Raw genomic sequence first — 23,737 nt, 5'->3', positions numbered from 1 at the left:
AGGGCGCTTTTGCGCGTTTTGGGTGCGAAGCCATTGAAGGCGGTGTGATGCCGATTCAACAGCGTCTTGCAGATAGCGCTATTCAGAACCAGGTTCATCGGGCACTATTCTTGTATACGATCTGCATGCCAAAGCGATGTGATGCCATGACCCGACCTTCCAGCGTTTCGCTGTTCATTGCTCCCGCTGCCGACGAAAAAGGCCGCGATGAGCAGATCTATCAGCACGTGCTGGAGGCCATCGTTGAGCATCGACTCGCCCCCGGCACGCGCTTGCCGGAGGACGCTCTGGCTGAGGTATTCGAGATCAGTCGTACCGGCATTCGCAAGGTGCTGCAGCGGCTGGCGCTGGAACGTCTGGTGACGTTGCGGCCCAAACGCGGCGCTGAGGTCGCCAAGCCCTCGGCGCAGGAAGCGCAGGATGTGCTGGGTGCCCGGCAACTGATTGAAACGGCCTTGATGGACAGCATTGCCTCACGCGTCAGCGGGCAGCGTCTGGAAGCACTGCGCTCGCTTTGCGACCAGGAGCACGAGGCGCAGCGTGCCGGGCGTCATAGCGAAGCCATTCAGTTGTCCGCACGCTTCCATGTGCAGCTGTGTGCGCTGGCGGGCAATCAGGTGTTGACCGAGCAGGTTGCCCAATTGACCACACGTTCGTCACTGATCCTCGCGGTGTATGGCTCGCGACGCAGTGTCGGTTGCGACTGCGGCGAGCATGCCGATCTGTTGACCTTGCTGGAGGCCGGGCAGGGTGACGAAGCTCGAAAGTGGATGGCCGAGCACCTGCGTCGCATCCGTGCCAGCCTTAAGGTGGATGAACCCGTCGGCGAGGCGGTGGACTTCCATAGCATTTTCAAACGGCGCTGAAGGAGGCCCGGTGCGTATTCAAGTCATCAATCCCAACACCAGTGAAGCCATGACCCGCAAGATGGGCCTGGCAGCTGAAGCTGTCGCGCGTCCCGGTACGCAGATCATGGCCTGTACTCCGACAGACGGCCCGGTGTCCATCGAAGGGCATTTCGACGAAGCCATCGCCACGCTGGGTGTGCTGGAAGAGGTGCGCAAGGGGCGTGAACAGCAGGTGGACGCGCACATCATCGCCTGCTTTGGCGACCCCGGTCTGCTGGCCGCCCGCGAAGCCGCGCGTGCACCGGTCATCGGCATTGCCGAGGCGGCGTTTCATGTGGCGAGCCTGATCTCGACCCGGTTTGCCGTCGTCACTACCCTCACGCGTACCCGGATCATCGCCGAGCACCTGCTTCAGCGTTACGGGTTCAGCGAATTATGCACGTCAGTGCGCTGCATCGATCTGCCGGTATTGGCACTGGAGGAGAGCGGCCCGGAGCTGGTCGAACTCATGGCTGAACAGGCGCGCAAGGCACGCGATAAAGAAGGTGCAGGCGCCATCGTGCTGGGCTGTGGCGGGATGGCCGACTTGGGCCGGCAACTGAGCGAAGCCGTGGGCCTGCCTGTGATCGATGGCGTTGCAGCGGCCGTGAAGCTCGCCGAGTCGTTGGTGGACCTTGGCCTGACCACCAGCAAACACGGCGACCTGGCGGACCCGATAGGCAAACCGTTCAAAGGGCGGTTCGGATATCTGAGTCGGTAGTTATAGCGTCGTTGCCAGTTGCTGAAGCGGACGCGGAGCGGGGGAACGATCAGACACACGTGATGATGATCGCTCACACGCTCCTGCGTGGTAACGCCGCCCGGGACGCTCTCGAATGTGGCGCGCCCATCACCCCTTGCTGTGCTCATTCGATGTCGGCGCCTCGACCACACCACGCGGGCCGGCAACACCCCAGATTCCGGCACCTACGATAGGCAGCGCCAGAATGAGCACGGTCCAGCCGACCTTGGTGCCGGAGGATTTGGTCGAACGCCAGACGCTGTAGATCAGCCAGGCATCCAGTGCCAGAACGATGACCAATGCCGCGATCCAGAACACGTTAAACGCTTCCATGATGTACCTCCTTCTTTCTCACTACGCTGGAACACCCGTCAGCGAGTCAGGCACCGCCACTGGGATGTCATTGCGGCCGGGTGTCAGGATCACCTTGCGGCAGTCTTCCTCTTTCTTGTCGAAAATCTTGTAGGCCGTGGCGGCTTCTTCCAGCGACATGTGATGAGTGATGATCGCCTCCGGCTCCAGACGGCCGGTCTCGATATAGCCCAACAGTTCAGGCATGAAACGCTGCACATGGGTCTGGCCCATCTTGAACGTCAGGCCCTTGTCGAACGCATCACCGAACATGAAGCCGTGGATGAACCCGGCGTAAACCCCCGGCACGCTCACGACGCCGCCGCGTCTGACCGTGGCGATGCACTGGCGCAGGGCCTTTCCGCTGCTGCCCTCAAGCTTGAGGGTGGCGAGCACGGTTTCGGTGGTGCTGCCCTTGGCTTCGAACCCTACGGCATCCACTACGCCGTCGACCCCACGCATGCCCGGTGTCTGACGAATAATGGTGTCGGCCGCGTCGTCATCCTCATCGAAGTTGATCGGAATGACGCCATAGGTCTGCTGTGCGTAGGCCAGGCGATAAGGATGGTGGTCGACCATGAAGATCCGCTCGGCCCCCAGCATTCGGGCGCAGGCCGCACTCAGCAGTCCGACCGGCCCCGCACCATAGATGGCGATGCTCGAACCCTGGCCGATGCCGGTGTTGGTCACGGCCTGCCAGGCGGTCGGCAGGATGTCGGAGAGAAACAGGACTTTATCGTCCGCCAGAGTACCGGGCACCTTCAGCGGGCCGACGTTGGCCTTGGGTACTCGCACGTATTCCGCCTGACCGCCTGGAACGCCGCCGTACAAATGGCTGAAACCGAACAGTGCGGCTCCCGGCGGAATGGATTTCTTGTTGAGAATGGCGCCGCGTCCGGTATTGGTGGTTTCACAGGCCGCAAACAAGTCCTGATTGCAGAAAAAGCATGAGCCGCAGGCAATCACGAAGGGGATGACGACTCGGTCGCCGCGTTGTACTGACGTTACAGCCGAGCCGGTTTCTTCAACGATGCCCATGAACTCATGGCCGAAGATATCGCCATGCTCCACCGTAGGAATCTTGCCACGATACAAGTGCAAGTCCGAACCGCAGATGGCGGTCGCCGTCACCCGCAGAATGATGTCATCGGCCTGCTGTATTTCAGGGTCCGGCACGGTGTCGACTTTGACATTGTGTGCGCCGTGATAGGTCAACGCTCTCATAGGAAGCCCTCTGTCTGATCGAAAGTCTGATCTGTTACTTGTGATGAGCGGCTTCACGGTTTTTTGGTTCAGTGGATTTGTTCAAGGCGGGACTAACGGTCCTTCTGTCACAACGATCGAGGCGAGTAGATGCTGTTCGTCGGCTTGTCGATTGCCCGGACTGAACGGCGTATCGGGCGTCAAGTCGACAGACTGACGGGCGAGAAATGAGGCCGTTCGCCTGAGTCGATCCGAATCTGGATTTACTTAAACGAGGTTTCCGATGAGCACCGCATCCAAAAAAACCACGATTGAAGACCTGTTCATTCACGAGCTTTCCGACATCTACAGCGCTGAAAAGCAGATCACCAAGGCTCTGCCCAAGCTGGCACGCGCCTCAAGCAATCCCGACCTGATCGAAGCCTTCAACTCCCATCTCGAAGAAACACAGAGACAGATCGAGCGTATTGATCAGTTGGTCGAGCAGTCCGACCTCAAGCTTAAGCGCATGAAGTGCGTTGCCATGGAAGGGTTGGTCGAAGAGAGCAAGGAACTCATCGACGCTATCGAAAAAGGGCCTGTGCTGGACGCAGGTTTGATTGCCGCCTGCCAGAAAGTGGAGCACTACGAAATTGCCGGATACGGCACCTTGATCGCGATGGCCAAGCATCTGAGCATGAAAGATGCGGCAAAACTGTTGGCTGAAACGCTTGAAGAAGAAAAATCAGCCGACGAAAAGCTGACCGCAATTGCCGAACAAGGTGGCAATCAGGCGGCAACGATGGACAGTGAAAGTTGATAAAGGACGCCTGATCCTGCATGAGAAACGCGATGTCGTGTAGGAGGCCTTACCAAGTCTTTGACATAGCGCTGTCGGGCGGCGAACGCAGTGGGTGACAGGATTTTTGATAAGAGGCGGCTTGCCGGCGATGGGGTCAGCTCAATGTCTGACATTGTGCTTGAAAAAATATCGCCGACAAGCCGACTTCCACGACCCCGTGTCTACAGCACACATTCCGGTTCAATGCCTGAACGCGGTCATATCCTGCAGCAGCATGCCCATCAATCGACTGGCTCCCACACTCAACTGACGGCCCAGTCGACTGATCAGATGCGTTTGCGGGCTGCTGAATACCTCGTGCTGTAACGGCAGGGCGCGCAGCCTGCCGCTCTTGATGTCCTCTTCCACAACGAAGGTCGGCAGCAGCGTGACGCCACCCTGCATGGCGAAATGCTTGAGCATGGCGAAGGTGTTGCAGGTCAGGGTCGGCTCAAGCGTGATGCCCAACTGGTGTTCGGCTTCGAGAAGAATCTGACGAATGCCGTATGAAACGGCGGGCAGTGCCAGGCGATATTCAGCCAATGCCTTGAGTTCGATGGGACCTGATTGCTGCGTGAGCGGATGATCCGGTGCGGTTACTACGCAGACCGGCTTGCGCTGGTGGGCGTGGGATCGAATTTTCGGGTCGGCCGCCGGGTTGAAGACAAGACCGATGTGCGCCTCGTCCTCGACCACCTGGCGGATCACTTCATTGCTGCCGCAGACATTCACGATCAGCTCGATTCGCGGATACAACGCCGAAAACTTCGCCAGCGGCTGCGCCAGGCTTTCCAGAAAACCTTCCCCGGACACCAGCGTTACCGAGCCGCTGTGCAGGCCGCGCAGTGCCTGAATCGAGTCCAGCAGGACTTCCTGCTGAGTCAGTCGCTGGCGGTAATAGGCCAGGACTTTTTCGCCCGCTTCGGTGGGCTTGACCCCGCGCCGGTGGCGTTCCAGCAGCGGCGAACCCAACTCCAGTTCCAACTGGGCGATCTGACGACTGACCGCCGACGGCGCGACGTTCAGAAAGTCTGCCGCTGCCCGCACGCTGCCCAGCCTTACCGCTTCGAAGAAATAAAGGATCCGACGATCCTGCACCAGACTCATGGCTGTCCTGTGTTGCGATCAAGGCAACATAAATGCGATTTCCGGATTATTGCTGAGAGGGGAGAACGCTGTCCATACTCGGTCATCAGCACAAGGGAACGCGTATGAAGGCTCTTTGGCAGTGTTTGCGGGAACAGGCGAAACAGTTGGGTGAGCGTAACCCGGCGCTGGGCCGTTATGCACAGGACCGGCTTTCGGCGCATGCGTCCTTCGAATCGGCGCTCGCTGCCAATCTGGCCAGTCAGTTGCAGAGCCAAGTGACAGAGGCTGACCTGACCGGCTGGTTCGGCAGCGTCCTTCGGGAGCACCCCGACATTGCCGAATCGGCAGCGGCAGACATCGAGCATCTGGTGATCGTCAACCCGGCCTGTCCCGATCACCTCACCGCCTTTCTGACCTTTCGTGGCATCCAGGCCGTGCAGACGTATCGCATCGCCCATGCAGTGTGGAACGACGGCGATATTCAAAGCGCGGTCCTGCTGCAGAACTGGGCCGCCAATACCTGGGCCATCGACATTCATCCTGCTGCACGTCTCGGCAAACGCCTGTTCGTCGACCACGGCATGGGGCTTGTGATCGGCGAAACCGCTGTGGTCGAGGATGACGTCAGTCTCTGGCATGGCGTTACGCTGGGCAGCACGCTCAGCGAGGCAGGCGACCGTCACCCCAAGATTCGTCGCGGCGCGCTGATCTGCGCAGGCGCCACGGTGCTGGGCAACATCGAAGTGGGCGAGCGCGCCATCGTTGCCGCAGGCGCGGTGGTGCTCAAGCCGGTTGAGGCCGGAGTCGTGGTGGCTGGCACGCCAGCCAGAGTCATCGGCCAGGCTCCGGATTCGCTGGCCACGTTCACCAGCAAGTCTCAAGACTGATTCAGGGAGCAATCGCATATGGCAGCCGTCGCCCAGTTTCCACAAGGTATCGATCATCCGCTGGTCACCGTTCGAGATCACGCCGCCACGCTTGAGCTGTACCGTCGGATGGGCTTCGCGCCGTCGCCGGTCAGCTATCACCCGTGGGGCAGTGTGACCTCGCTGATGATGTTCAAGAGCAACTTCATCGAATTGATCGGCATCCACGACGCTTCTCTGTTTGGCACCGGCTCGGTCAATGGCTTCTGCTTCGGTCGCCAGTTGGGCGAGTTTCTGGATCGCGGCGAAGAGGGCGTTTCGCTGGTCGCGCTGCACAGCCAGGACGCCGACGCGGATCATGCGCGACTGGTGCAGGCCGGTTTGCCAAGCCAGGGCCGGATCGACTTTCGCCGCGCCATGACCCTGCCGGACGGGCGTCCTGACGAAGCGGTGGTTTCGCTGGGCCTGTTCATCGACCCGCAACTGCCGGACGCCTCGAATTTCATCTGTCATCAGCACCGCCCCGAACTGATCTGGGTGCCGGGCTGGCAACAGCATCCCAACGCGGTGGACGGCATTGTGAGCGTGACGTATCTGGCCGACCCCGCTCAGCTTGAACCCCGCTGGCGAGCCATTTACGGCGATACGGTGAGCTGGCAGGGCGATGTGTTGGTCGCCGATACGCGATGCGGTTTGTTGCGTGCCATGGATGCGAAGACAGCCGCTCGTCATTACGCCGATACGCCGCTGCCACAGGCTCATCGCGAACGGCCACACGCCATCGCCATCGGCCTGCACACCACCAGCCTCGACACGCTGCGCGCCATTCTTGCCGAGAACAAGGTTGCGTATCAGCAGGCGCCCGGACGCGTCATGGTCGAGCCGCAGACGGCAGGCAACGTCATTCTTGAATTCGTACAAAACCTTTAATAGAGATACAGAACATGACTTTGAAAACAGGCGTTATCGGACTGGGCAACATGGGCGGCGGCATGGCCGCGACGCTGGCGGGCAAGGGCTTCGATGTCAGTGGTTTCGACCTGTCGCAGGCTGCGCTGGCGACGGCCGAGAGCAAGGGCGTAAAACCGGTTGTCGACCGCACACAGCTGATCCAGAGCGTGGACATTCTGATTCTGTCGTTGCCCAAGGCCGAGCATGTCGAGGCTGTGTGTCTGGGCGCGGGCGGCATTCGCGAAGTGGGCCGTGAAGGTTTGATCGTGGTCGATACCACCACTTCGACGCCTGAGATGAGCCGCAAGGTCGCTGCCGAATTGGCCAAGGCTGGAATCGCTTTCATCGACGCCCCGGTCTCCGGCGGCCCGAAAGGGGCGGCCACCGGCACCATGTCGATGGTGATCGGTGCTGAAGAGGTCGATCTGGCGCGGGCGATGCCGGTGCTGGAAGGCATGAGCGGTACGCGGGTCCACGTCGGTCAGTGCGGTGCGGGCAATGTGGCCAAGATCGCCAACAACATGCTCGCCGCCTGCCACCTGATCAGCACCGCCGAAGCGGTCGCGATGGCTGCGAGGGCGGGCGTCGATCCGGAAAAACTGCTGCAGGGCCTGAATGCCGGTTCCGGCCGCAGCGGCGCGACGCAAGTCATGTTTCCCACCTGGGTGCTGAACAAGGCCTACGACTCGGGCTTCACCATGGGCCTGATGCGCAAGGACGTCGGCCTGGCCAGCGATCTGGCGGACAGTCTGGACATGGAGTTGCCGCTGTCGCGCGTCGTCGCGCAACTGTGGAAGGCCAGCAGCGAGACGCTGGCCGATAACGAAGACTTCTGCGCCATCGTGCAACGCACCGATGCCAAACTTTACGGTCACGGAGAATAAGTGATGAGCACTGCAAAAATCCTCGAACTGATGCGCCCTTACTGGGGCGATCGCGGCGTCATTGCCAGCTACGTGGGCGGTGAGTTCATCGAAGGCCACGGCGCGCCGGTCGAAGTGCGCAATGCCCATGACGACAGCGTATTGCTGAGCTTTCCCGATGCCGACGAATCGCTGGTCGAAAAGGCTGACAGCGCTGCGAAAGCCGCGCAGGTTCAGTGGTGGGCATTGACGGCGCAGGCGCGTGGTCGTGCCATGTATCAGGTCGGCAACCTGATTCGTGACGAGCTGGAAAATCTCGCTCAGATCGAATCCCTGACGGCCAACAAGCCGATCCGTGACGCCCGCGTGGAAGTGCTCAAGGTCGCCGAGATGTTCGAGTACTACGCCGGCTGGGCAGACAAACTGCACGGCGAGATCATCCCCGTACCGACCACGCACCTGAACTACGTAACCTATGAGCCGCTGGGCACGGTACTGCAGATCACCCCGTGGAATGCGCCCATCTTCACCTGCGGCTGGCAGATCGCACCGGCGATTGCGGCGGGCAATGCGGTCATTCTCAAGCCGTCGGAACTGACCCCTTTGAGTTCGCTGGTGGTTGGCGTGTTGATCGAACGTGCCGGCGTGCCCAAAGGCTTGGTCAATGTGATCGCCGGTTTCGGCCATTCCATCGGGCAGTCGTTCATTGCCAGGGCTGACATCCGCAAAGTCGTGTTCGTCGGTTCACCGGCCACCGGTCGCCACATCGCCGTCGCGGCGGCACAGCGCTGCATTCCGGCGGTGCTGGAGCTGGGTGGCAAATCGGCCAATATTGTCTTTGAGGATGCCGACCTGGACGTCGCCTTGCGCGGTGCTCAGGCGGCGATTTTCTCGGGGGCAGGGCAGAGCTGCGTGTCGGGTTCGCGACTGTTGGTGCAGGCGTCGATCTTCGAAAAGTTCACCAACGCGCTGGCGACTGCTGCGACCCGGTTCAAGGTCGGCGACCCAAGCGACCCGGAAACCCAGATCGGGCCGATCAACAACGCCAAGCAGTACAACCACGTAAAGACCATGGTCGAGCGTGCCTTGAAAGACGGCGCCAGGCTGGTGGGCGAGCATGCCGATCCGGTTCCGGACACGCCGGGTTATTACATCAACCCGACCGTGCTGGCGGGCACCAACGACCTGTACTGCGCTCAGGAAGAAATCTTCGGTCCGGTGGTCGTGGCCATTCCGTTCAAGGACGAAGAAGAGGCGATCCGCATTGCCAACGACAGCCGCTTCGGCCTGGCCGGTGGCGTGTGGACGCGTGACGTGGGCCGTGCCCATCGCGTGGCAAAACAGGTGCGCGCCGGCACGTTCTGGATCAACGGCTACAAGACCATTCATGTCAGCTCGCCATTTGGTGGCTACGGTGAAAGCGGCTATGGTCGTTCTTCGGGTCTCGATGCGTTGCGCGAATACAGCGAAGTGAAAAGCGTGTGGGTCGAGACCGCCGCCAAACCCGCCGCCAGCTTTGGTTATGGCGCGAGCCTGGAGTGATCGACATGACTGTTTCCAAGACTCTGATCGAAGAAGCCACGGTCTGGCGCCGCGCCCTTCATGCGGCCCCGGAGCTGGGGTTTCAGGAGCTGAAAACCTCGGACAAGGTGGCGCAGCTGCTGACCGACTTCGGTCTCGAGGTCCATCGCGGGCTGGGCGGAACCGGCGTGGTCGGCACCCTGCGCACCGGCGATGGCCCGACCATCGGCCTGCGCGCCGACATGGACGCCTTGCCGATCCAGGAACTGGGCGACACCGCACACAAGTCCTCGCACAAAGGCTGCATGCACGCCTGCGGGCATGACGGGCATACCGCCATTCTGCTTGCCACTGCCAGGCATCTGGCCGAGACGCGGCGCTTTCGCGGGACCGTACATTTTGTCTTTCAGCCTGCCGAAGAAAACCTCGGCGGCGCACAGCGCATGATCGAGGACGGACTGTTCGAGCGTTTCCCGATGGAGGCCATCTATGGCCTGCACAACTGGCCCGGCGTGCCTGCGGGCAAGGTGGTGGTCAATCCGGGGCCGATGATGGCGTCGCTGGACACCTTCGAAATCACCCTGACCGGCAAGGGTAGCCACGCCGCCATGCCGGACAAGGGCAACGACCCGATTGTGGCCGCTGCCGAGCTGGTGCTGGGTCTGCAGACCATCGTGTCCCGGCGCCTGTCTCCGCTGGACTCCGCGGTAGTCAGCATCACCCAGTTCAATGCGGGTGAGGCCATCAACGTGCTGCCGGAAACGGCCGTGCTGCGTGGAACCGTTCGTTGTCTGCAAACCCCGGTGCGCGAGAAGGTCCAGCAATGGATCGGCGAGTTCGTCGAGCGTCTGCCGATGGCGTTCGGCGTGCGTGGCGAACTGGTCTACAACGTTGGTTATCCGGTCACCGAAAATCACGTCGAAGCCGCCGCGACGATTCGTCGTGCCGCTGTTGCCGCAGTCGGTGAAGCCAACGTGCAATGGGGCTGCAACCCGTCCATGGCCTCGGAGGACTTTGCCTTCATGCTGCACGCCTGTCCGGGCGCCTACATCTGGATGGGTGTGGACGGAGAAAAGCCTTCGGCAGCGCTGCACAACCCGTATTACGACTTCAACGATCAGGTGATCGAGCCCGGTGTGAAGGTCTGGACGTCGTTGGTGGAGCAGTGTCTGCCGGTGGCGTGACGGATGCGTGTCCAGTGGCGTTCACCGGACTGCGGGAGGCCGCTTGTCGGCGAGTGTGTCCGTTCGACATCGCCGGCAAACCGACTCCCACCATGAATGCGCTTGCTCAGCGGGTTACGGATAACCCGCCGTGCAGATCAGCACTCGATCAGGTTTACCGCCAGACCGCCGCGTGAGGTTTCCTTGTACTTGTCATGCATGTCCGCGCCGGTGTCGCGCATGGTGCGGATGGCGTGGTCGAGCGAGATGAAGTGTTCACCGTCGCCACGCAGGGCCATCTGTGCGGCGTTGATTGCCTTCACGGCGGCAATCGCGTTGCGCTCGATGCACGGCACCTGAACCAGTCCGCCGACCGGGTCGCAGGTCAGGCCCAGGTTGTGTTCCAGACCGATCTCGGCAGCGTTTTCCACCTGCTCCGGCGTTGCCCCGAGAATCTCCGCCAGACCCGCCGCAGCCATGGCGCAGGCTGAACCCACTTCGCCCTGACAACCCACTTCAGCCCCGGAGATGGAAGCGTTTTTCTTGCACAGAATGCCGACAGCGGCGGCGCTCAGGAAGAAGCGCACCACGTCGTCATCGTTGGCCGTGGGTTTGAATTTCATGAAGTAGTGCAGCACAGCGGGCACGATGCCTGCCGCGCCGTTGGTAGGTGCCGTCACCATGCGCCCACCCGCAGCGTTTTCTTCGTTGACCGCCAGCGCGAACAGGTTGACCCATTCCATGGCGCTGAGGGTCGAGCCGATCACGTTGGGGTTGTCGAGGTTCTGCAGGCTCTGGTGCAGCCGATAGGCACGACGACGCACGTTCAGGCCGCCGGGCAGAATGCCCGTCTCGAGCAGACCTTTATTTACGCAGGCCTGCATCGCGGCCCAGATGACCATGATGCGCGAGCGGATTTCTTCCTCGCTGCGCCAGACCTTTTCGTTGGCCATCATCAGTTCAGAGATGCTCAGGCCATGGGTCTTACACAGTCTCAGCAACTGCGCGCCGCTGGAAAAGTCGTAAGGCAGAACGGTGTCGTCCGCATCCAGCACGCCGCTGGCGGCCTGCGCCGCGTCGATCACGAAGCCGCCGCCTACCGAATAGTAAGTCTGCTCGTACAACTCGCCCGACTTGCCATACGCGCATAACGTCATGCCGTTGGGGTGATACGGCAGGCTTTCTTCGAGCAGGCACATGTCGCGTTCCCAGACGAAGGTGATCGGCTGTTCACCGGCCAGCAGCAGTTGGCCGTCGGCACGCAGCGCGTCGATCCGCTGATTGACCTGGCTGGGGTCGATCTGGTCAGGCCATTCGCCCATCAGGCCCATGACCGTCGCACGATCACTGCCATGACCAATGCCCGTGGCGGACAGAGAGCCGTACAATCGCACTTCAACACGTTCTACGCTGTGCAAACGATCCTGATTGCGCAGGTCGGTGACGAATAATGCTCCGGCCCGCATCGGCCCGACGGTATGGGAGCTGGACGGGCCGATGCCGATTTTGAACATGTCGAAGACGCTGATAGCCATCACGGTGGTCCTTCAAATGAGATGATGCAGAGGAGTTGAAACTCCTTCTTTCTGGCTTTCATCTTTGGCTTCAGCTGTCGAAACGACAAACGATTGTTCCTATGCAACGCTTTAGCGGAACTCTTCAATGAGCAGAATTTTCAACGCACAGATGCACGCCTGGTTGCAGGTCTTTGCCTGTGCAGCCCGACACCTCTCCTTCACGCGCTGCGCCGAGGAACTCCACGTCACGCCGGGTGCGATCAGCCAGCAGATGCGCCAGCTTGAGGAACGGTTGGGGTTTGCGCTGTTTCATCGCGTCGGTCGCGGTCTTGAGTTGACCGCTGAGGGGCAGCGCCTGGCGGTGGTCGCCAACGAAGTGCAAAGCCGCATCAGCGAAGAACTGCGCCTGCTGTATTCAGGACGGATCGGCGGGGTGTTCAAGCTGCGCTGCATCCCATCGTTTCTCAGCAAGTGGCTGATGCCGCGCCTGCCACGATTGCAGGAGGCGTTTCCGGATATTCAACTGCGGATCATTGCCGAAGACAGCAGTGGCTCGTTGCGCGATGACGACTTTGACCTGGCCATCGACCTGAATGACGGCAGCTATCCCGGCCTGTCGACCACGCCGCTGCTGGAGGAAGAGCTTTTTCCGGTCTGCTCGCCCATATTGCTGGAAGGCAAACCGCCGCTGGATACACCCAGCCAGTTGGTGCACTTTCCGTTGCTGCACGACATCACTGCCTGGCGCGGCAGTTATGAGTACGCAGAGTGGGAGTTCTACCTGACTGCGATTGGTGCCGACGGCATCGATGTGCGCCGCGGCCATACGTTCAACCGCAACCACTTGACCATCGACGCTGCGCGCATGGGCATGGGCGTGGCCATCGCCCGTAAGGCATTGATCACTGACGAGCTTGAACAGGGCTCGCTGATCGTGCCGTTCGGACAGCCGATCAAGGCCCGCAAGAAATACGTGCTGGCCTACCGCGAAGGCGCCCTCAACACCCCGGCACGCCGGGCCGTGCATGACTGGCTGGTGAATGAGGCGTGAAGAGAGCGTGCTCGGCGCGTAACCAATCTTGCCCATCGCTCCGCGTTCGCCTGCATCCCGTGATGCTCTGCGTCAGATTCGGGAGCGTCCTGAGAAGCGTTCCCACGCGGAGCATGGGAACGATCCTTTATAAGCACCCAATCAATGAAACATCTCGGCGATCATCACTGCGCCGATGAAGGTGCCGAAGTTGGCCAGGAACGACACCAGCACGATCCGCCAGCCCAGACGGCGAAACGCTGGCAGATCCTTGGCAATCGACAGGCCGGCGAAGGTCAGCATGGGCGTGATCACGGCCAGCATGTTGATCGAACTGGTGAGGCGCGCGATCTCCGCTGCCCATGGGCAGGCCGGGGAGGTCAGGAACATCGCCACCAGCGACACCATGCACACTGCCGGAATCTTGCGGCGAATCAGGCTGCATAGCGCCTCACCGACGAAGGCGCAGAAAATCATGATGCCTATGCCGGTAAAGGCATCGGCGGACAAGGTCTTGTAGCCGACATAGTTGGCGATCAATGCCAGTGCACCGGCGGCCAGCCACGCGCTGACCTTGCCCGACCAGCCCAGCTCAGGCACGTCCAGCGACACATCGCTGTGACGCAAGCCTTCATCGCTGATCGAAGCCTTGGTGGTACGGCCGATCAGCGGTTCGAGAACGCGATAGCCCCAGACCGCCAGCGGCAGCGAGATGAACAGCGTGAAATAAGTACCGATGGTGGTGGTGATCAGGTTCGACGCCGCCGCCAGGGTCATGACTTCCTTGGCCACTTCAGGGGTCTGCTGAGCCGCAATAGCGCCCGCAGCGGCCGCCATCATGCTGCCCGAACCGATGCCGGAACCCATCGCCAGCGAATTGGGATGGAAGATATTCAGGCTGGCAATGAAACCGGCCACGATGGCAATGAACAGCGCACCGAACAGTGTGCCGGTCAGATACTCGGCAAGCACGCCGCGTCCTTCCGGGGAGTCCATGCCGTAGCGTTCGCCAATGATCGCCAGGCTTGGCTCGCGTCCGACCGAGAAGGTTGCGCCAATCGCTTCACGCTTGATCCCCAGCATCAGCGCCACCGGCAAGCCCAGAATCACCGTGCCGACAAAATGCCCGAACTCCTGGAACACCAGCGCCCACCCCGAGGCGAATACGACTGGCAGTGAGCCGCCGACCACCAGCCCAAGTTTGGCGATGAAGATCAGCAGGGCCGGTTGCAGAATGGACGCGGAGCGCAGTTGCGTGCGGTGATCGATGCCGATGGTGCCCGGCATGCGGCGACTGGCGATGCCGATCATCGCGCCCAGCAATAAGGCCCAGACCATCGGCAGAAGGACCACTTTACCCGGGCCAAGTGGGATGCTGATGGCGCCAATGGATTCGGCAACGACGAGGATGACGGCGGCCCAGACATACAGCTTCACCGTCGAAGAAACGGCCTGCTTGTCGCCCACGACGGCTGCGTGTGAGTTTTGCATGATGATCCCCTTGCCTGCTGAATGACCTTTAAAGGCCTTATCAATCGTTATTCTGTTTTTTCAGGTAGGCGCAGCGACGCGCCAGGGCAGCGTTGGAAGTCCATGGAGTCATGGAGGCCGGTATCCGGCCGAGTATTTTTATAAGGTCCGAAATCAGCGGACCCAGGCTGCTTCGAGCCTTTCAAGAGGAACAATCGAGGTCCTCCCGCCATCGCAGTATGCATAGCGGGAGGTTGCACACCAATATTGCAGATTTTATTTATCGTTGCGTTAAAGAGAACACTGGAAGGGGAGATTCGAGACGTGTTTGCAGCGCAGGATGTAACGCAGGGCGTCATGGGCGGCATGCCCACGCCAAGCATGGGCACGATCATAGAGCGTGAAAAATGATCGTTCCCACGCGCCCGTGGCAACGCCTCTCAGGACGCTTGGCGTCCGCTTTTGACGGCCTGAAGACCCAGGGCCTCGTTGCATTCTGCCACCGACCTGCGCTCGGTCTCGGCATACAGCTTCAACTCATCGAGCGTCTGACGCCCCAGTGCCTGTTGGAAGTCTTCCTGATTCGAGCTGATCGCATAGTGCGTCTGCGCGTTGTCGCCCAGGTTGGACTGGAAGATGCCCGCTGCGCTGACCGGTAGAAAATCCTCGTACACCAATGGCTCGAAGCGCACGTAACCCTCCTGAATCCATTGCTCAAGGTCCGTGCCTGCCTCGACGCGTGCAGCAAGACCCTGCTCGGTCGGAAAGTAGCGAAAGTACGCCAGGCCTTCAGCACGCATCTCGCTGTAGCTGTCCGGGAACGCTTCAAAGGCTTTCTCCATCAGCGCCGAATAGCTCACAGCATTGGCCTCATTGGGAAACTCGCCCAGCGCTTCGCGTGCCGCGTTCAGCAACCGGTCGTACAGCGCGCGCCCCTTGGGCGTCAGCGCCGCGCCGCGCTGTTCGATTTCACCGAAGCGGGCCGAGTGACTGCCGGACTCATTGGCGTTTTGGCCGACAAAAGTAATCGGCTCTTGCAGCGCCTTGAAGCTGGTCTGGCGCAGCAGGATCGGACAGCGACGGCGCGGCGGGCCTTCGACCACGGCCTTGGGCGTGATGCCTTTACCGGGCATGCCTGCCTGCACCGCGTCGATGTCCAGCGTGCGCGGCGTGAGGTGGTTGATGTGCGGACCCCGAAACGCGACCACATCGGCGATCAGGCGATGCTGGGCGTTGAGCTGTTGGTAATCTTCCAGCGAAACCGTGGCCGTGTTGTGCCAACGAAAGGTTTCCAGCGCCTGCTGAATGAATTCCGCGGCGTCCGCTTCATCCAGACCGCCGTTCTGCTCGTGCTTTTGTATGAGCTCAAGCGCCTTCGCAGTGAAGATCTGACGGCTGGCGAGCACCTGACCGGCGAACTCACGCAGGCTGTCGCTCTCGATCAATTCCAGACGCAGCAGCGAAGTGAACACGCGAAACGGGCTGACCTGCAGCGCGCTTTCATGCACGGCGCGAAAGGCCGTCGAATGCACCGGCACGCCCGCAGGCGTCAGGTCGTAATAACCCACCGGCTCCATCCCCATCACAGCGAACAGGCGGGCGAGGGTGGCCAGTTCCAGCGCCGTGCCAACCCGGATCGCGCCGTGGCGCTCCATGTCCAGACGCTGGATTTCACCGGTTTGCCTGAGGCTGTCCAGCACGCGCTGGTCATGGCTCATGACTTGGTCGTTGACCTCGCTCACCAGCTCCATCAACGTGCCGTACAGCGGGACTTCTTCCTTGTACATCTGCGACATGGCGCGGGAAAAGCCAGCGCGAATATCGTCAGGACTGGCAAAGCGTGCGGTGCTCATCAGGGTTGTTTCTCCGTGCTCTTCCCGGTTTCTATCAGTCATCAAGTCAGGCCAGCGCCGCCAGGCAGCGCTCGAAAATATCCAGCCCTTCGTTCAACACCTCGGGCTCGATGGTCAGTGGAATCAGCAGTCGAATGATATGCCGCGACTTGCCGCTGGGCATCAAGAGTAGCCCGGCTTCTCTGGCCGAGGTCAGCAGGTCGGCGAGTTGTCGGGAGGCTGGCGCGCCGTCCGGTGTCATCAGCTCAATGCCGCGCATGCAGCCCACGCCGGTCAATCTGCCCAGATACGGCGAGAGCTTGTTCGCCTGCCAGGCGTTGTAGCGCGACACAATGGCGTTTTCCTGCTGCTCGCCCCAGGTCGACAGGTTTTCATCGGTCATCTGCGCCAGCGAGGCCAGGCCCGCTGCGCAGCCAATCGGATTACCCGAATAAGTGCCGCCCAGCCCGCCTTTGGGCAAATTGTCGAGCAGCGCCTTGCGTCCGACCACGGCACCCAGCGGAATACCACCGGCGATGCTTTTGCCCAGCAGAATCAAATCCGGTTCGATGCCCAGGCGACTGAAGGCAAAACGCTGTCCGGTGCGGCCGAAGCCCGACTGGATTTCATCGGCGATCAGCACGATGCCTTTTTCGGTACAGAACGCGCGTAACGCCTGAGCGAATTCCGGCTCCATGGCCAGAAAACCGCCTTCACCCTGCACCGGTTCAAACATGAAACAGGCCACATCATTGACGTCGATCTCGACGCTGAACAGGCGGTCCATGGCCTTGAGCGCCTGGTCGGTGGTGACACCGTTGTCCTTGCTGGGAAACGGGATATGAAACACCGGCCCTGGCAAAACGCCGACTTTCTGTTTGTAGGGCGCAACCTTGCCGTTGAGGTTCAGCGTGGCCAATGTACGACCATGAAAGCCACCGTCGAACGCGATCACCGCCGTGCGACCTGTCGCGCCACGGACGATTTTCAGCGCGTTTTCCGCCGCTTCCGCGCCACTGTTCGTGAGCATGCCGCTCAATGGATAACTCACCGGCACGAACTGCGTGAGTTGCTCCATGAACCGCAGATAAGGCTCGTGCGGCGTGGCGTTGAAGCAATAGTGGGTCAGTTTTGCCGCCTGTTCCTGAATCGCCTTGACCACTTGAGGGTTGCAGTGCCCCAGATTGAGCACCCCGATGCCGCCGACGAAGTCGATGTAGCGCTTGCCGGTGGTGTCCCACACTTCTGCATTGCGGCCATGGGACAGCGTCATGCTGTGGACGAAGGCAATGGATTCGCTGATATGTTCGCTCATGGACAGGCTCTGCGACGATGGCGTGATGGCCTATCCAAACGCACAAGGGGGACTCGCCACAAACGAAATAAAATCACCGAGTCATTCCAATAATTCAGGAAGTTGAGGCTTTTAATGTCTGGATGAGCCAATAGTTCATTCCTGAAAGGAATCATGTCGTTCAAAAACGTCGTTTGTGAGCAGCCCTTGAACGGGTCGATACTGGGTCATCATTGATTTCAACCCTTGTCATGACAGGAGAATCAGCATGGTTGCCGAGTTGTTAGCCAATCTGGGCGTGGCGAAAAGTGCCTGCACCGACGGAAATTATCCCGTCCATACCCCGATCGATGGCAGTCAGATCGCTTCAGTCACGCTGGAAGGCAGCGCTCAGGTGCAGGCGCGGATCGACACGGCGCACGAAGCCTTTCTGAAATGGCGCACTGTGCCGGCCCCACGTCGTGGCGAGCTGGTGCGGATCTTTGGCGAAGTATTGCGCGAGCATAAAGCTCAACTGGGCGAGCTGGTCTCGGTCGAAGCGGGAAAGATCACTCAGGAAGGTCTGGGTGAGGTGCAGGAAATGATCGACATCTGCGACTTCGCCGTGGGCCTGTCGCGCCAGTTGTACGGCCTGACTATCGCTTCCGAGCGTCCGGGTCACCACATGCGTGAAACCTGGCATCCGCTGGGCGTGGTCGGTGTGATCAGTGCGTTCAACTTCCCCGTTGCGGTCTGGGCCTGGAACACCACGCTGGCGCTGGTCTGCGGCAACCCGGTGATCTGGAAGCCGTCGGAGAAAACGCCCCTGACTGCGATGGCCTGCCAGGCATTGTTCGACAAGGCGCTGAAGATTTTTGGCGACGCGCCACAGGGCCTCGCGCAACTGGTGATTGGTGATCGCGACGCAGGTGAAGCATTGGTCGACGACCCGCGCGTGCCGTTGATCAGCGCCACCGGCAGTACCCGCATGGGCCGTGAAGTGGGGCCGCGTGTCGCGGCACGATTCGGCCGCAGCATTCTGGAACTGGGCGGCAATAACGCCATGATCCTTGCCCCGAGCGCCGATCTCGATCTGGCCGTGCGCGGAATTCTGTTCAGCGCCGTGGGCACGGCCGGGCAGCGCTGTACAACGTTGCGCCGTCTGATCGTGCACCGTTCCATCAAGGATGAAGTGGTTGCGCGAGTCAAGGCCGCCTACGCCAAGGTGCGCGTCGGCGATCCACGCGAAGGCAATCTGATCGGTCCGCTGATCGACCAACAGGCATTCTCGGCCATGCAGGATGCGCTGACCAAAGCACGTGACGAGGGCGGCCAGGTGTTCGGCGGCGAACGTCAACTGCAGGACAGATACCCGAACGGTTACTACGTCACCCCGGCCATCGCAGAAATGCCCGGCCAGAGCGAGGTGGTCCGTCACGAGACCTTCGCGCCGATCCTGTACGTGCTGGCCTACGACGACTTCGAAGAAGCGCTGCGCCTGAACAATGAAGTGCCACAAGGCCTGTCGTCGTGCATTTTCACCACCGACCTGCGTGAAGCCGAGGCTTTCCAGAGTGCGGCGGGCAGCGACTGTGGTATCGCCAACGTCAATATCGGCACCAGCGGTGCGGAGATTGGTGGGGCGTTCGGTGGCGAGAAGGAAACCGGCGGCGGTCGTGAGTCGGGTTCCGATTCGTGGCGCGCCTACATGCGCCGACAGACCAATACCGTGAACTACTCCCGCGAGCTGCCCTTGGCTCAGGGCATCGTCTTTGATTGATTCGGGCATGGCTGGAGTTGTTCGATGGCGCACTTGCATGAAGGGTGTCTTTGGGAGCAGTTGACGCCGCAGCGTCCGGTCAGCCCTGCGCTGTTCGGCGAATGCAGCGCGGATGTGTGCATCATCGGCGCAGGTTTTACCGGCCTGTCGGCCGCCCTGCAGTTGCTGGAGGGCGGCAAGTCGGTGTGCGTGGTCGAAGCCCATCAGGTAGGTCACGGCGGGTCCGGGCGCAACGTCGGTCTGGTGAACGCCGGAACCTGGGTCGCGCCCGACGAGCTGGAAAAGACGCTGGGCGCGGTCGAGGCCTCGCGGCTCAATACCGCGTTGGGCGCGGCGCCTGCGCTGGTGTTCGCGACCATCGACACATACAACATCGAGTGCCAGGAGACCCGCACAGGCAACCTGCACATGGCACACAACGCCAAGGGGCTGGCAGACCTGCGCAGTCGCGCCGAGCAGTGGCAGCGTCGGGGTGCCAACGTTGAATTGCTGACCGGCAAGACCTGCGAAGACGCCTGCGGCACTGACAAGGTCGCCGGCGCGTTGCTGGACCATCGTGCGGGCACCGTCAACCCGATGGCTTATGTATCGGGCATGGCGCTCAACGTGGTGGCGCGGGGCGGGCAGTTGTTCGGTGGCTCGTCAGTGACCGGACTGCAACGCACCTCCGATGGCTGGAAGGTGTCGACCGCAGCCGGGAGCGTGCGCGCAGAAAAAGTGATCATTGCGTCCAATGCCTATACCGAAGGCGAGTGGACCGACATCAAGGATCACATCTTCGCCGGCTACTACTATCAGGTCGCCTCGCAACCGCTCAGCGGTGATGAACAGGCCGGAATTCTGCGCGGCGGACAGGGTTCGTGGGACACGCGCACGGTCCTCAGCAGCATCCGTCGCGATGCGCAGGGGCGTCTGGTACTGGGCAGTCTGGGCAATGCTGGCAATTATCCGCTGTGGTTCATTCGCCGATGGGCCGACCGCATCCAGCAGCATTACTTTCCTCAGTTGGGCAAGGTTGAGTGGGAAAGTACCTGGACCGGCCGCATCGGTTTCACGCCGGACCACCTACTGCGATTGTTCGAACCTGCGCCGGGACTGTTGGCGGCGACGGGCTTCAATGGACGGGGTGTCACCACCGGCACGCTGGTGGGCAAGTGTTTTGCCGACTACCTGCTGACCAACGACGCTCAGGCTCTTCCGGTGAGTTTCTCCAGCAGCGGGAAAGTCTCTGCAAGCTCGATAAGGACCCTGGCCTACGACGCCGGGTTCACCCTGTATCACGCAGGCCAGTGTCTGCGCGTGGTGCTCTGAAACGGCGTCTCAACCGGGTCTGCTCTTGAGCCTCAGTTCCGCACACAGTCCGCCTTGCGCCGAGTTGCGCAAGTGCAGGCTGCTTTCCAGTTTGCGCACGATCATGTCGACAATCGCCAGACCCAACCCTGCGCCGTTGCTGTTGCCCTGACTGTAAAAACGTTCGAACAGACGCGCCCTCTGTTGCTCGTCGATGCCGGGACCTGCGTCCTCGACCGACAGGTATGCGCTGCCATCCGGCTGCGGGTGCAGCACCACGCGGATTTCGCTGGTGGGCGGTGCGAAGTTCAGCGCGTTGGTCAGCAGGTTCTGCAGAGCAATGGTGATGGCCGCCGGGTCGCTGTGGATAACACAGTCCTCTCCCGCTTCGAACACCAGGTCGACCCGTTTTTCCAGAGCCAGCGGCGTCAGCTCGGCCATCTCTTCACGCACCAGCGTGTTCAGTTCGAAGCGGGTCAACTGACTGTCGCTCAAGCGAGGTTCCAGACGCGCCATGGTCAACAACTGGCTGGCCAGACGTGCCGCGCGATCCACTCCATGGACCAAAAAATCCAGGGCTTCGAGCCGCTGCTCCGGGGTTTCGGCCTGTCGGGCGTTCTGTGCATGGATGCGCAGGATGGTCAACGGTGTGCGCAGTTCGTGGGCCGCATCCGCGATGAAGCGGCGCTCGCGTTCCAGCACGTTTTCGATCTGGGTCAGCAGGCTGTTGAGCGCGTGCTGCATGGGTTCCAGTTCTTTGGCCAGCGGCGAGACGTCGAGCGGTTCCAGACTCTCGGCGTCACGTCGGCTGATCAGTCGTGCCATGCTTTGCAACGGACGCAGGCCCCAGCCAATCGCCAGCCAGATGGCCACGATCAGCAGCGGCACGCCGATCAACGCGGGCCAGAGGGTATGGCTGACGATCCGCTGGATCAGGTCCTGACGCACGTCGTCGCGCTCGCCCACCCAGATCAGAAACCCCTGTTGCGGGTCTGCCAACAGAAAGCCGCACCACTCGTGGCCATTCTCAATCAGGTCATGGGAGCCTTCTTCGCCGGGCGGCGCAGCGAGCAACGGCGCTTCAGCCGAACGCACCAGCAGTTCGCCCGAGGTGCGCCATACCTGGAAGGTCAGGCGGGTTTCGTAAGGGTGTGCCACGCCACTGGTGCCGACCCGGCTCATGGCCTGATCGAACGCTTGATAGAGCTTGTCCAGATCCTGCTCGCCAGCCGCACGTTGACGCAGCACGCCTTGCAGCAGGCGAGCGCTCTGGGCGAGCTGTGCATCGTAGACTTCTTCGATTTCGTGATGGCTGTCGCGCAGGGCGAGCAGGCTGATGGTCAGGTCGCCCAGCAGCAACAGCAGCAGGACCGGGACCAGAATGCGAGCGCGTACCGAGGTCATGCCTTGAGCTCCAGCAGGTAACCGACGCCGCGAACGGTGCGGATCAGTTCGGTGGACAGTTTCTTGCGCAGGTTATGAATCAGCACTTCCAGGGTGTTGCTTTCGACCTTGTCCTGCCAGCCATACAGCGTGTTGGACAGGCGCTCGCGGGTCACGACCTTGCCGGGGCGGATCATCAATTGATGCAGCAACTGATACTCCATCGGCGTCATCGACACTTCATTGCCCTGATAGCTGACCTGCTGCGAAGCCGGGTCGAGGCTGATGCCTGCATGTTCCAGCAGTGGTTGTGCACGCCCCTGACTGCGGCGCAGCAAGGCACGGACACGGGCCTTCAGCTCTTCGACATCGAAGGGTTTGATCAGGTAATCATCGGCTCCGGCATCCAGCCCGGCGATGCGGTCGGCGGTGCCGTCGCGGGCGGTCATGATCAGCACTGGAAGCGTGATGTCTTCTGCGCGCAACTGGCGCAACAGGTCAAAGCCGTCCATGCGTGGCAGGCCGAGGTCGAGCAGCAGCAGGTCGAACGGCTCGCTGCGCAGGGCATGCAGCGCACTCAGCCCGTCTTCGAGCCAGTCGAGCGTGTAGCCCTCGGTATTCAGGGCGACCCGGATACCCTGGCCGATGGCTCGATCATCCTCGACAAGAAGCAGGCGCATAAGGTTTCGACCCGTGAGTGTGGGAGGAGAAGGGCGCCATCATGCAGTGAGCGAGTGGTCTCGCGAAGCGCCGGGTGTGCGGGAAGATGTTACCAGCTGTTGCACATTAAGCTTTTCCTAAGACTCGTTTCGCACAGTGGGCGCTCCTTAACTGCCTGCGAGTATTTGCCATGCGTAAAGTCCTGCTGATTCCCCTGTTGTTGGCCAGCCCGTTGGCGCTGGCAGGTCCGCAATGCACCACGGCTGAAAAGTCCCAGTGGCAGGATCAGACCAAATTTCAGGAGCAGCTCAAGGCTCAGGGTTACGAGATCAGCAAATTCAAGGTTACTGACGGCAACTGCTACGAGATCTATGGCTTTGACAAGGAAAAGCGCAAGGTGGAGATCTACCACGATCCGGTCACCGGCAAAGCCGTGAAGACCGAGATCAAGGGCTGATGAGGCAGGCGTCCCTGCGCCTTTGGGACCCGCTGGTCAGACTGTTTCATGTCTCGATCGCGGGTGTCTTCATCGCCAATTACTTCTTCAACGAAGCGGGTGATGACTGGCACGTCTGGCTGGGCTACTACGCGGTGGCCTGGCTGGCGGTGCGGGTGGTGTGGGGATTCGTCGGGCCGCAGAGTGCGCGCTGGCATGATTTCTGGCCGACTCCGGCCCGGTTGCGCACGCACGTGCGCTCGCTGATCAATCGCCGACCTGTGCACCGACTCGGCCATTCGCCGCTCGGTGCGCTGGTCATGATTCTGATGATGGCGCTGATCTTCGGCATGGGCCTGACCGGCTTTTTGATGGAAGAAGTCGATGCGCTCTGGGGCGCCGACTGGCCACTGCAGATCCACGAGACACTGGCCAATACGCTTTGCGCGCTGGTGGTGCTGCACATGGCGGCGGCCCTGTTCGAGAGTTTTCAAGTGCGCGACAACCTGCCCTTGTCGATGCTGACAGGAAAACGACGTCCGTTGCCTGAAGATAGACGTTCATGAAAACCCGCCAACCCTGAATCCAGACCAGACGGTTACTTCCTTAC

General features: G+C 61.0%; 22 protein-coding genes. 13 read left to right on the top strand and 9 right to left on the bottom strand.

The genetic code is table 11. The features are described 5' to 3' along the window. Nucleotides 1-146 precede the first annotated feature (146 nt). Both JTJ32_RS19255 and JTJ32_RS19250 read left to right on the top strand, forming a co-directional pair. Nucleotides 147-866: a GntR family transcriptional regulator gene (locus tag JTJ32_RS19255; RefSeq protein ID WP_210042967.1), complete on the top strand. Its 720-nt coding sequence runs from the start codon at nt 147-149 to the stop codon at nt 864-866. A 10-nt stretch (nt 867-876) separates the two neighbouring features. After that, complete coding sequence (locus tag JTJ32_RS19250; protein ID WP_210042966.1) at nt 877-1,608, top strand: aspartate/glutamate racemase family protein; 732 nt, start codon at nt 877-879, stop codon at nt 1,606-1,608. 129 nt (nt 1,609-1,737) lie between these two features. On the opposite strand, the gene JTJ32_RS19245 is transcribed toward JTJ32_RS19250, so the two are convergent. Together JTJ32_RS19245 and JTJ32_RS19240 are read right to left on the bottom strand one after the other, a co-directional pair. Then, the gene (locus JTJ32_RS19245) at nt 1,738-1,962 is read right to left on the bottom strand and encodes a PLD nuclease N-terminal domain-containing protein (protein WP_210042965.1); all 225 of its coding nucleotides are present in this window, start codon (nt 1,960-1,962) and stop codon (nt 1,738-1,740) included. Between the two features lie 21 nt (nt 1,963-1,983). Continuing rightward, the gene (locus tag JTJ32_RS19240; protein ID WP_099229113.1) at nt 1,984-3,204 is read right to left on the bottom strand and encodes a zinc-dependent alcohol dehydrogenase; all 1,221 of its coding nucleotides are present in this window, start codon (nt 3,202-3,204) and stop codon (nt 1,984-1,986) included. Between the two features lie 262 nt (nt 3,205-3,466). On the opposite strand from JTJ32_RS19240, the gene JTJ32_RS19235 reads away from it, so the two are divergent. After that, nucleotides 3,467-3,982, top strand: a complete 516-nt coding sequence (locus tag JTJ32_RS19235) for a YciE/YciF ferroxidase family protein (RefSeq protein ID WP_099229112.1) — start codon at nt 3,467-3,469, stop codon at nt 3,980-3,982. A gap of 222 nt (nt 3,983-4,204) precedes the next feature. Here the strand turns inward: JTJ32_RS19235 and JTJ32_RS19230 are convergent, their stop codons facing one another. Beyond that, nucleotides 4,205-5,110 carry a LysR family transcriptional regulator gene (locus JTJ32_RS19230; protein ID WP_210042964.1) on the bottom strand — a complete coding sequence of 302 codons (906 nt, stop codon included), beginning with the start codon at nt 5,108-5,110 and terminating at the stop codon, nt 4,205-4,207. Nucleotides 5,111-5,214: 104 nt separating this feature from the next. Here JTJ32_RS19230 and epsC point away from each other — a divergent pair, with 104 nt between their 5' ends. From epsC to JTJ32_RS19205, 5 genes are read left to right on the top strand one after another with little or no spacing between them, the layout of a single operon-like run. Next, a complete protein-coding gene (epsC, locus tag JTJ32_RS19225) occupies nt 5,215-5,979 on the top strand; it encodes a serine O-acetyltransferase EpsC (RefSeq protein WP_210042963.1) in 765 nt (254 codons plus the stop codon). A gap of 18 nt (nt 5,980-5,997) precedes the next feature. Then, nucleotides 5,998-6,888, top strand: coding sequence for a VOC family protein (locus JTJ32_RS19220; RefSeq protein ID WP_210042962.1), 891 nt, complete (start codon nt 5,998-6,000; stop codon nt 6,886-6,888). A 14-nt stretch (nt 6,889-6,902) separates the two neighbouring features. Continuing rightward, nucleotides 6,903-7,793, top strand: coding sequence for an NAD(P)-dependent oxidoreductase (locus JTJ32_RS19215; protein WP_210042961.1), 891 nt, complete (start codon nt 6,903-6,905; stop codon nt 7,791-7,793). Between the two features lie 3 nt (nt 7,794-7,796). Further along, nucleotides 7,797-9,314, top strand: coding sequence for an aldehyde dehydrogenase family protein (locus JTJ32_RS19210; RefSeq protein ID WP_210042960.1), 1,518 nt, complete (start codon nt 7,797-7,799; stop codon nt 9,312-9,314). Nucleotides 9,315-9,319: 5 nt separating this feature from the next. Beyond that, nucleotides 9,320-10,477, top strand: a complete 1,158-nt coding sequence (locus JTJ32_RS19205) for a M20 aminoacylase family protein (protein ID WP_099229106.1) — start codon at nt 9,320-9,322, stop codon at nt 10,475-10,477. A gap of 137 nt (nt 10,478-10,614) precedes the next feature. On the opposite strand, the gene JTJ32_RS19200 is transcribed toward JTJ32_RS19205, so the two are convergent. After that, the gene (locus JTJ32_RS19200) at nt 10,615-11,991 is read right to left on the bottom strand and encodes an L-serine ammonia-lyase (RefSeq protein WP_025995110.1); all 1,377 of its coding nucleotides are present in this window, start codon (nt 11,989-11,991) and stop codon (nt 10,615-10,617) included. Nucleotides 11,992-12,118: 127 nt separating this feature from the next. Here JTJ32_RS19200 and JTJ32_RS19195 point away from each other — a divergent pair, with 127 nt between their 5' ends. Further along, complete coding sequence (locus JTJ32_RS19195) at nt 12,119-13,024, top strand: LysR substrate-binding domain-containing protein (protein WP_099229105.1); 906 nt, start codon at nt 12,119-12,121, stop codon at nt 13,022-13,024. Between the two features lie 141 nt (nt 13,025-13,165). Here the strand turns inward: JTJ32_RS19195 and JTJ32_RS19190 are convergent, their stop codons facing one another. The 3 genes from JTJ32_RS19190 to JTJ32_RS19180 form a co-directional block, all read right to left on the bottom strand. Beyond that, on the bottom strand, nt 13,166-14,494 hold the full coding sequence (locus JTJ32_RS19190; RefSeq protein WP_099229104.1) for a DUF3100 domain-containing protein: 1,329 nt from the start codon (nt 14,492-14,494) through the stop codon (nt 13,166-13,168). Between the two features lie 419 nt (nt 14,495-14,913). Further along, nucleotides 14,914-16,326 (bottom strand): 2-oxoadipate dioxygenase/decarboxylase HglS, encoded by a 1,413-nt coding sequence (gene hglS / locus JTJ32_RS19185; protein WP_210042959.1) that lies wholly within the window; start codon nt 16,324-16,326, stop codon nt 14,914-14,916. A gap of 46 nt (nt 16,327-16,372) precedes the next feature. Then, nucleotides 16,373-17,620, bottom strand: a complete 1,248-nt coding sequence (locus JTJ32_RS19180) for a 2-aminoadipate transaminase (RefSeq protein ID WP_210042958.1) — start codon at nt 17,618-17,620, stop codon at nt 16,373-16,375. Between the two features lie 247 nt (nt 17,621-17,867). On the opposite strand from JTJ32_RS19180, the gene amaB reads away from it, so the two are divergent. Together amaB and amaA are read left to right on the top strand one after the other, a co-directional pair. Beyond that, on the top strand, nt 17,868-19,358 hold the full coding sequence (gene amaB, locus JTJ32_RS19175) for an L-piperidine-6-carboxylate dehydrogenase (protein ID WP_099229101.1): 1,491 nt from the start codon (nt 17,868-17,870) through the stop codon (nt 19,356-19,358). Nucleotides 19,359-19,382: 24 nt separating this feature from the next. Beyond that, nucleotides 19,383-20,669 (top strand): L-pipecolate oxidase, encoded by a 1,287-nt coding sequence (gene amaA / locus JTJ32_RS19170; RefSeq protein WP_210042957.1) that lies wholly within the window; start codon nt 19,383-19,385, stop codon nt 20,667-20,669. Nucleotides 20,670-20,678: 9 nt separating this feature from the next. On the opposite strand, the gene JTJ32_RS19165 is transcribed toward amaA, so the two are convergent. Beyond that, the gene (locus JTJ32_RS19165; RefSeq protein WP_099229099.1) at nt 20,679-22,052 is read right to left on the bottom strand and encodes a sensor histidine kinase; all 1,374 of its coding nucleotides are present in this window, start codon (nt 22,050-22,052) and stop codon (nt 20,679-20,681) included. After that, nucleotides 22,049-22,711: a response regulator gene (locus JTJ32_RS19160; RefSeq protein ID WP_099229098.1), complete on the bottom strand. Its 663-nt coding sequence runs from the start codon at nt 22,709-22,711 to the stop codon at nt 22,049-22,051. Before JTJ32_RS19160 ends, JTJ32_RS19165 begins: the two co-directional genes overlap by 4 nt. Before the next feature lie 170 nt (nt 22,712-22,881). Here JTJ32_RS19160 and JTJ32_RS19155 point away from each other — a divergent pair, with 170 nt between their 5' ends. Both JTJ32_RS19155 and JTJ32_RS19150 read left to right on the top strand, forming a co-directional pair. Continuing rightward, complete coding sequence (locus JTJ32_RS19155; RefSeq protein ID WP_184320236.1) at nt 22,882-23,148, top strand: PepSY domain-containing protein; 267 nt, start codon at nt 22,882-22,884, stop codon at nt 23,146-23,148. Continuing rightward, complete coding sequence (locus JTJ32_RS19150; RefSeq protein ID WP_184320233.1) at nt 23,148-23,693, top strand: cytochrome b/b6 domain-containing protein; 546 nt, start codon at nt 23,148-23,150, stop codon at nt 23,691-23,693. The genes JTJ32_RS19155 and JTJ32_RS19150 overlap by 1 nt, the downstream gene beginning before the upstream one ends. The last annotated feature ends 44 nt before the right edge of the window (nt 23,694-23,737 follow it).

Origin of the sequence: Pseudomonas alliivorans (assembly GCF_017826695.1) — a bacterium.
GTDB lineage: Bacteria > Pseudomonadota > Gammaproteobacteria > Pseudomonadales > Pseudomonadaceae > Aquipseudomonas > Aquipseudomonas alliivorans.
Note: the sequence above shows the minus strand (reverse complement) of the source record. Positions and strands in the feature narration are given on the sequence as shown.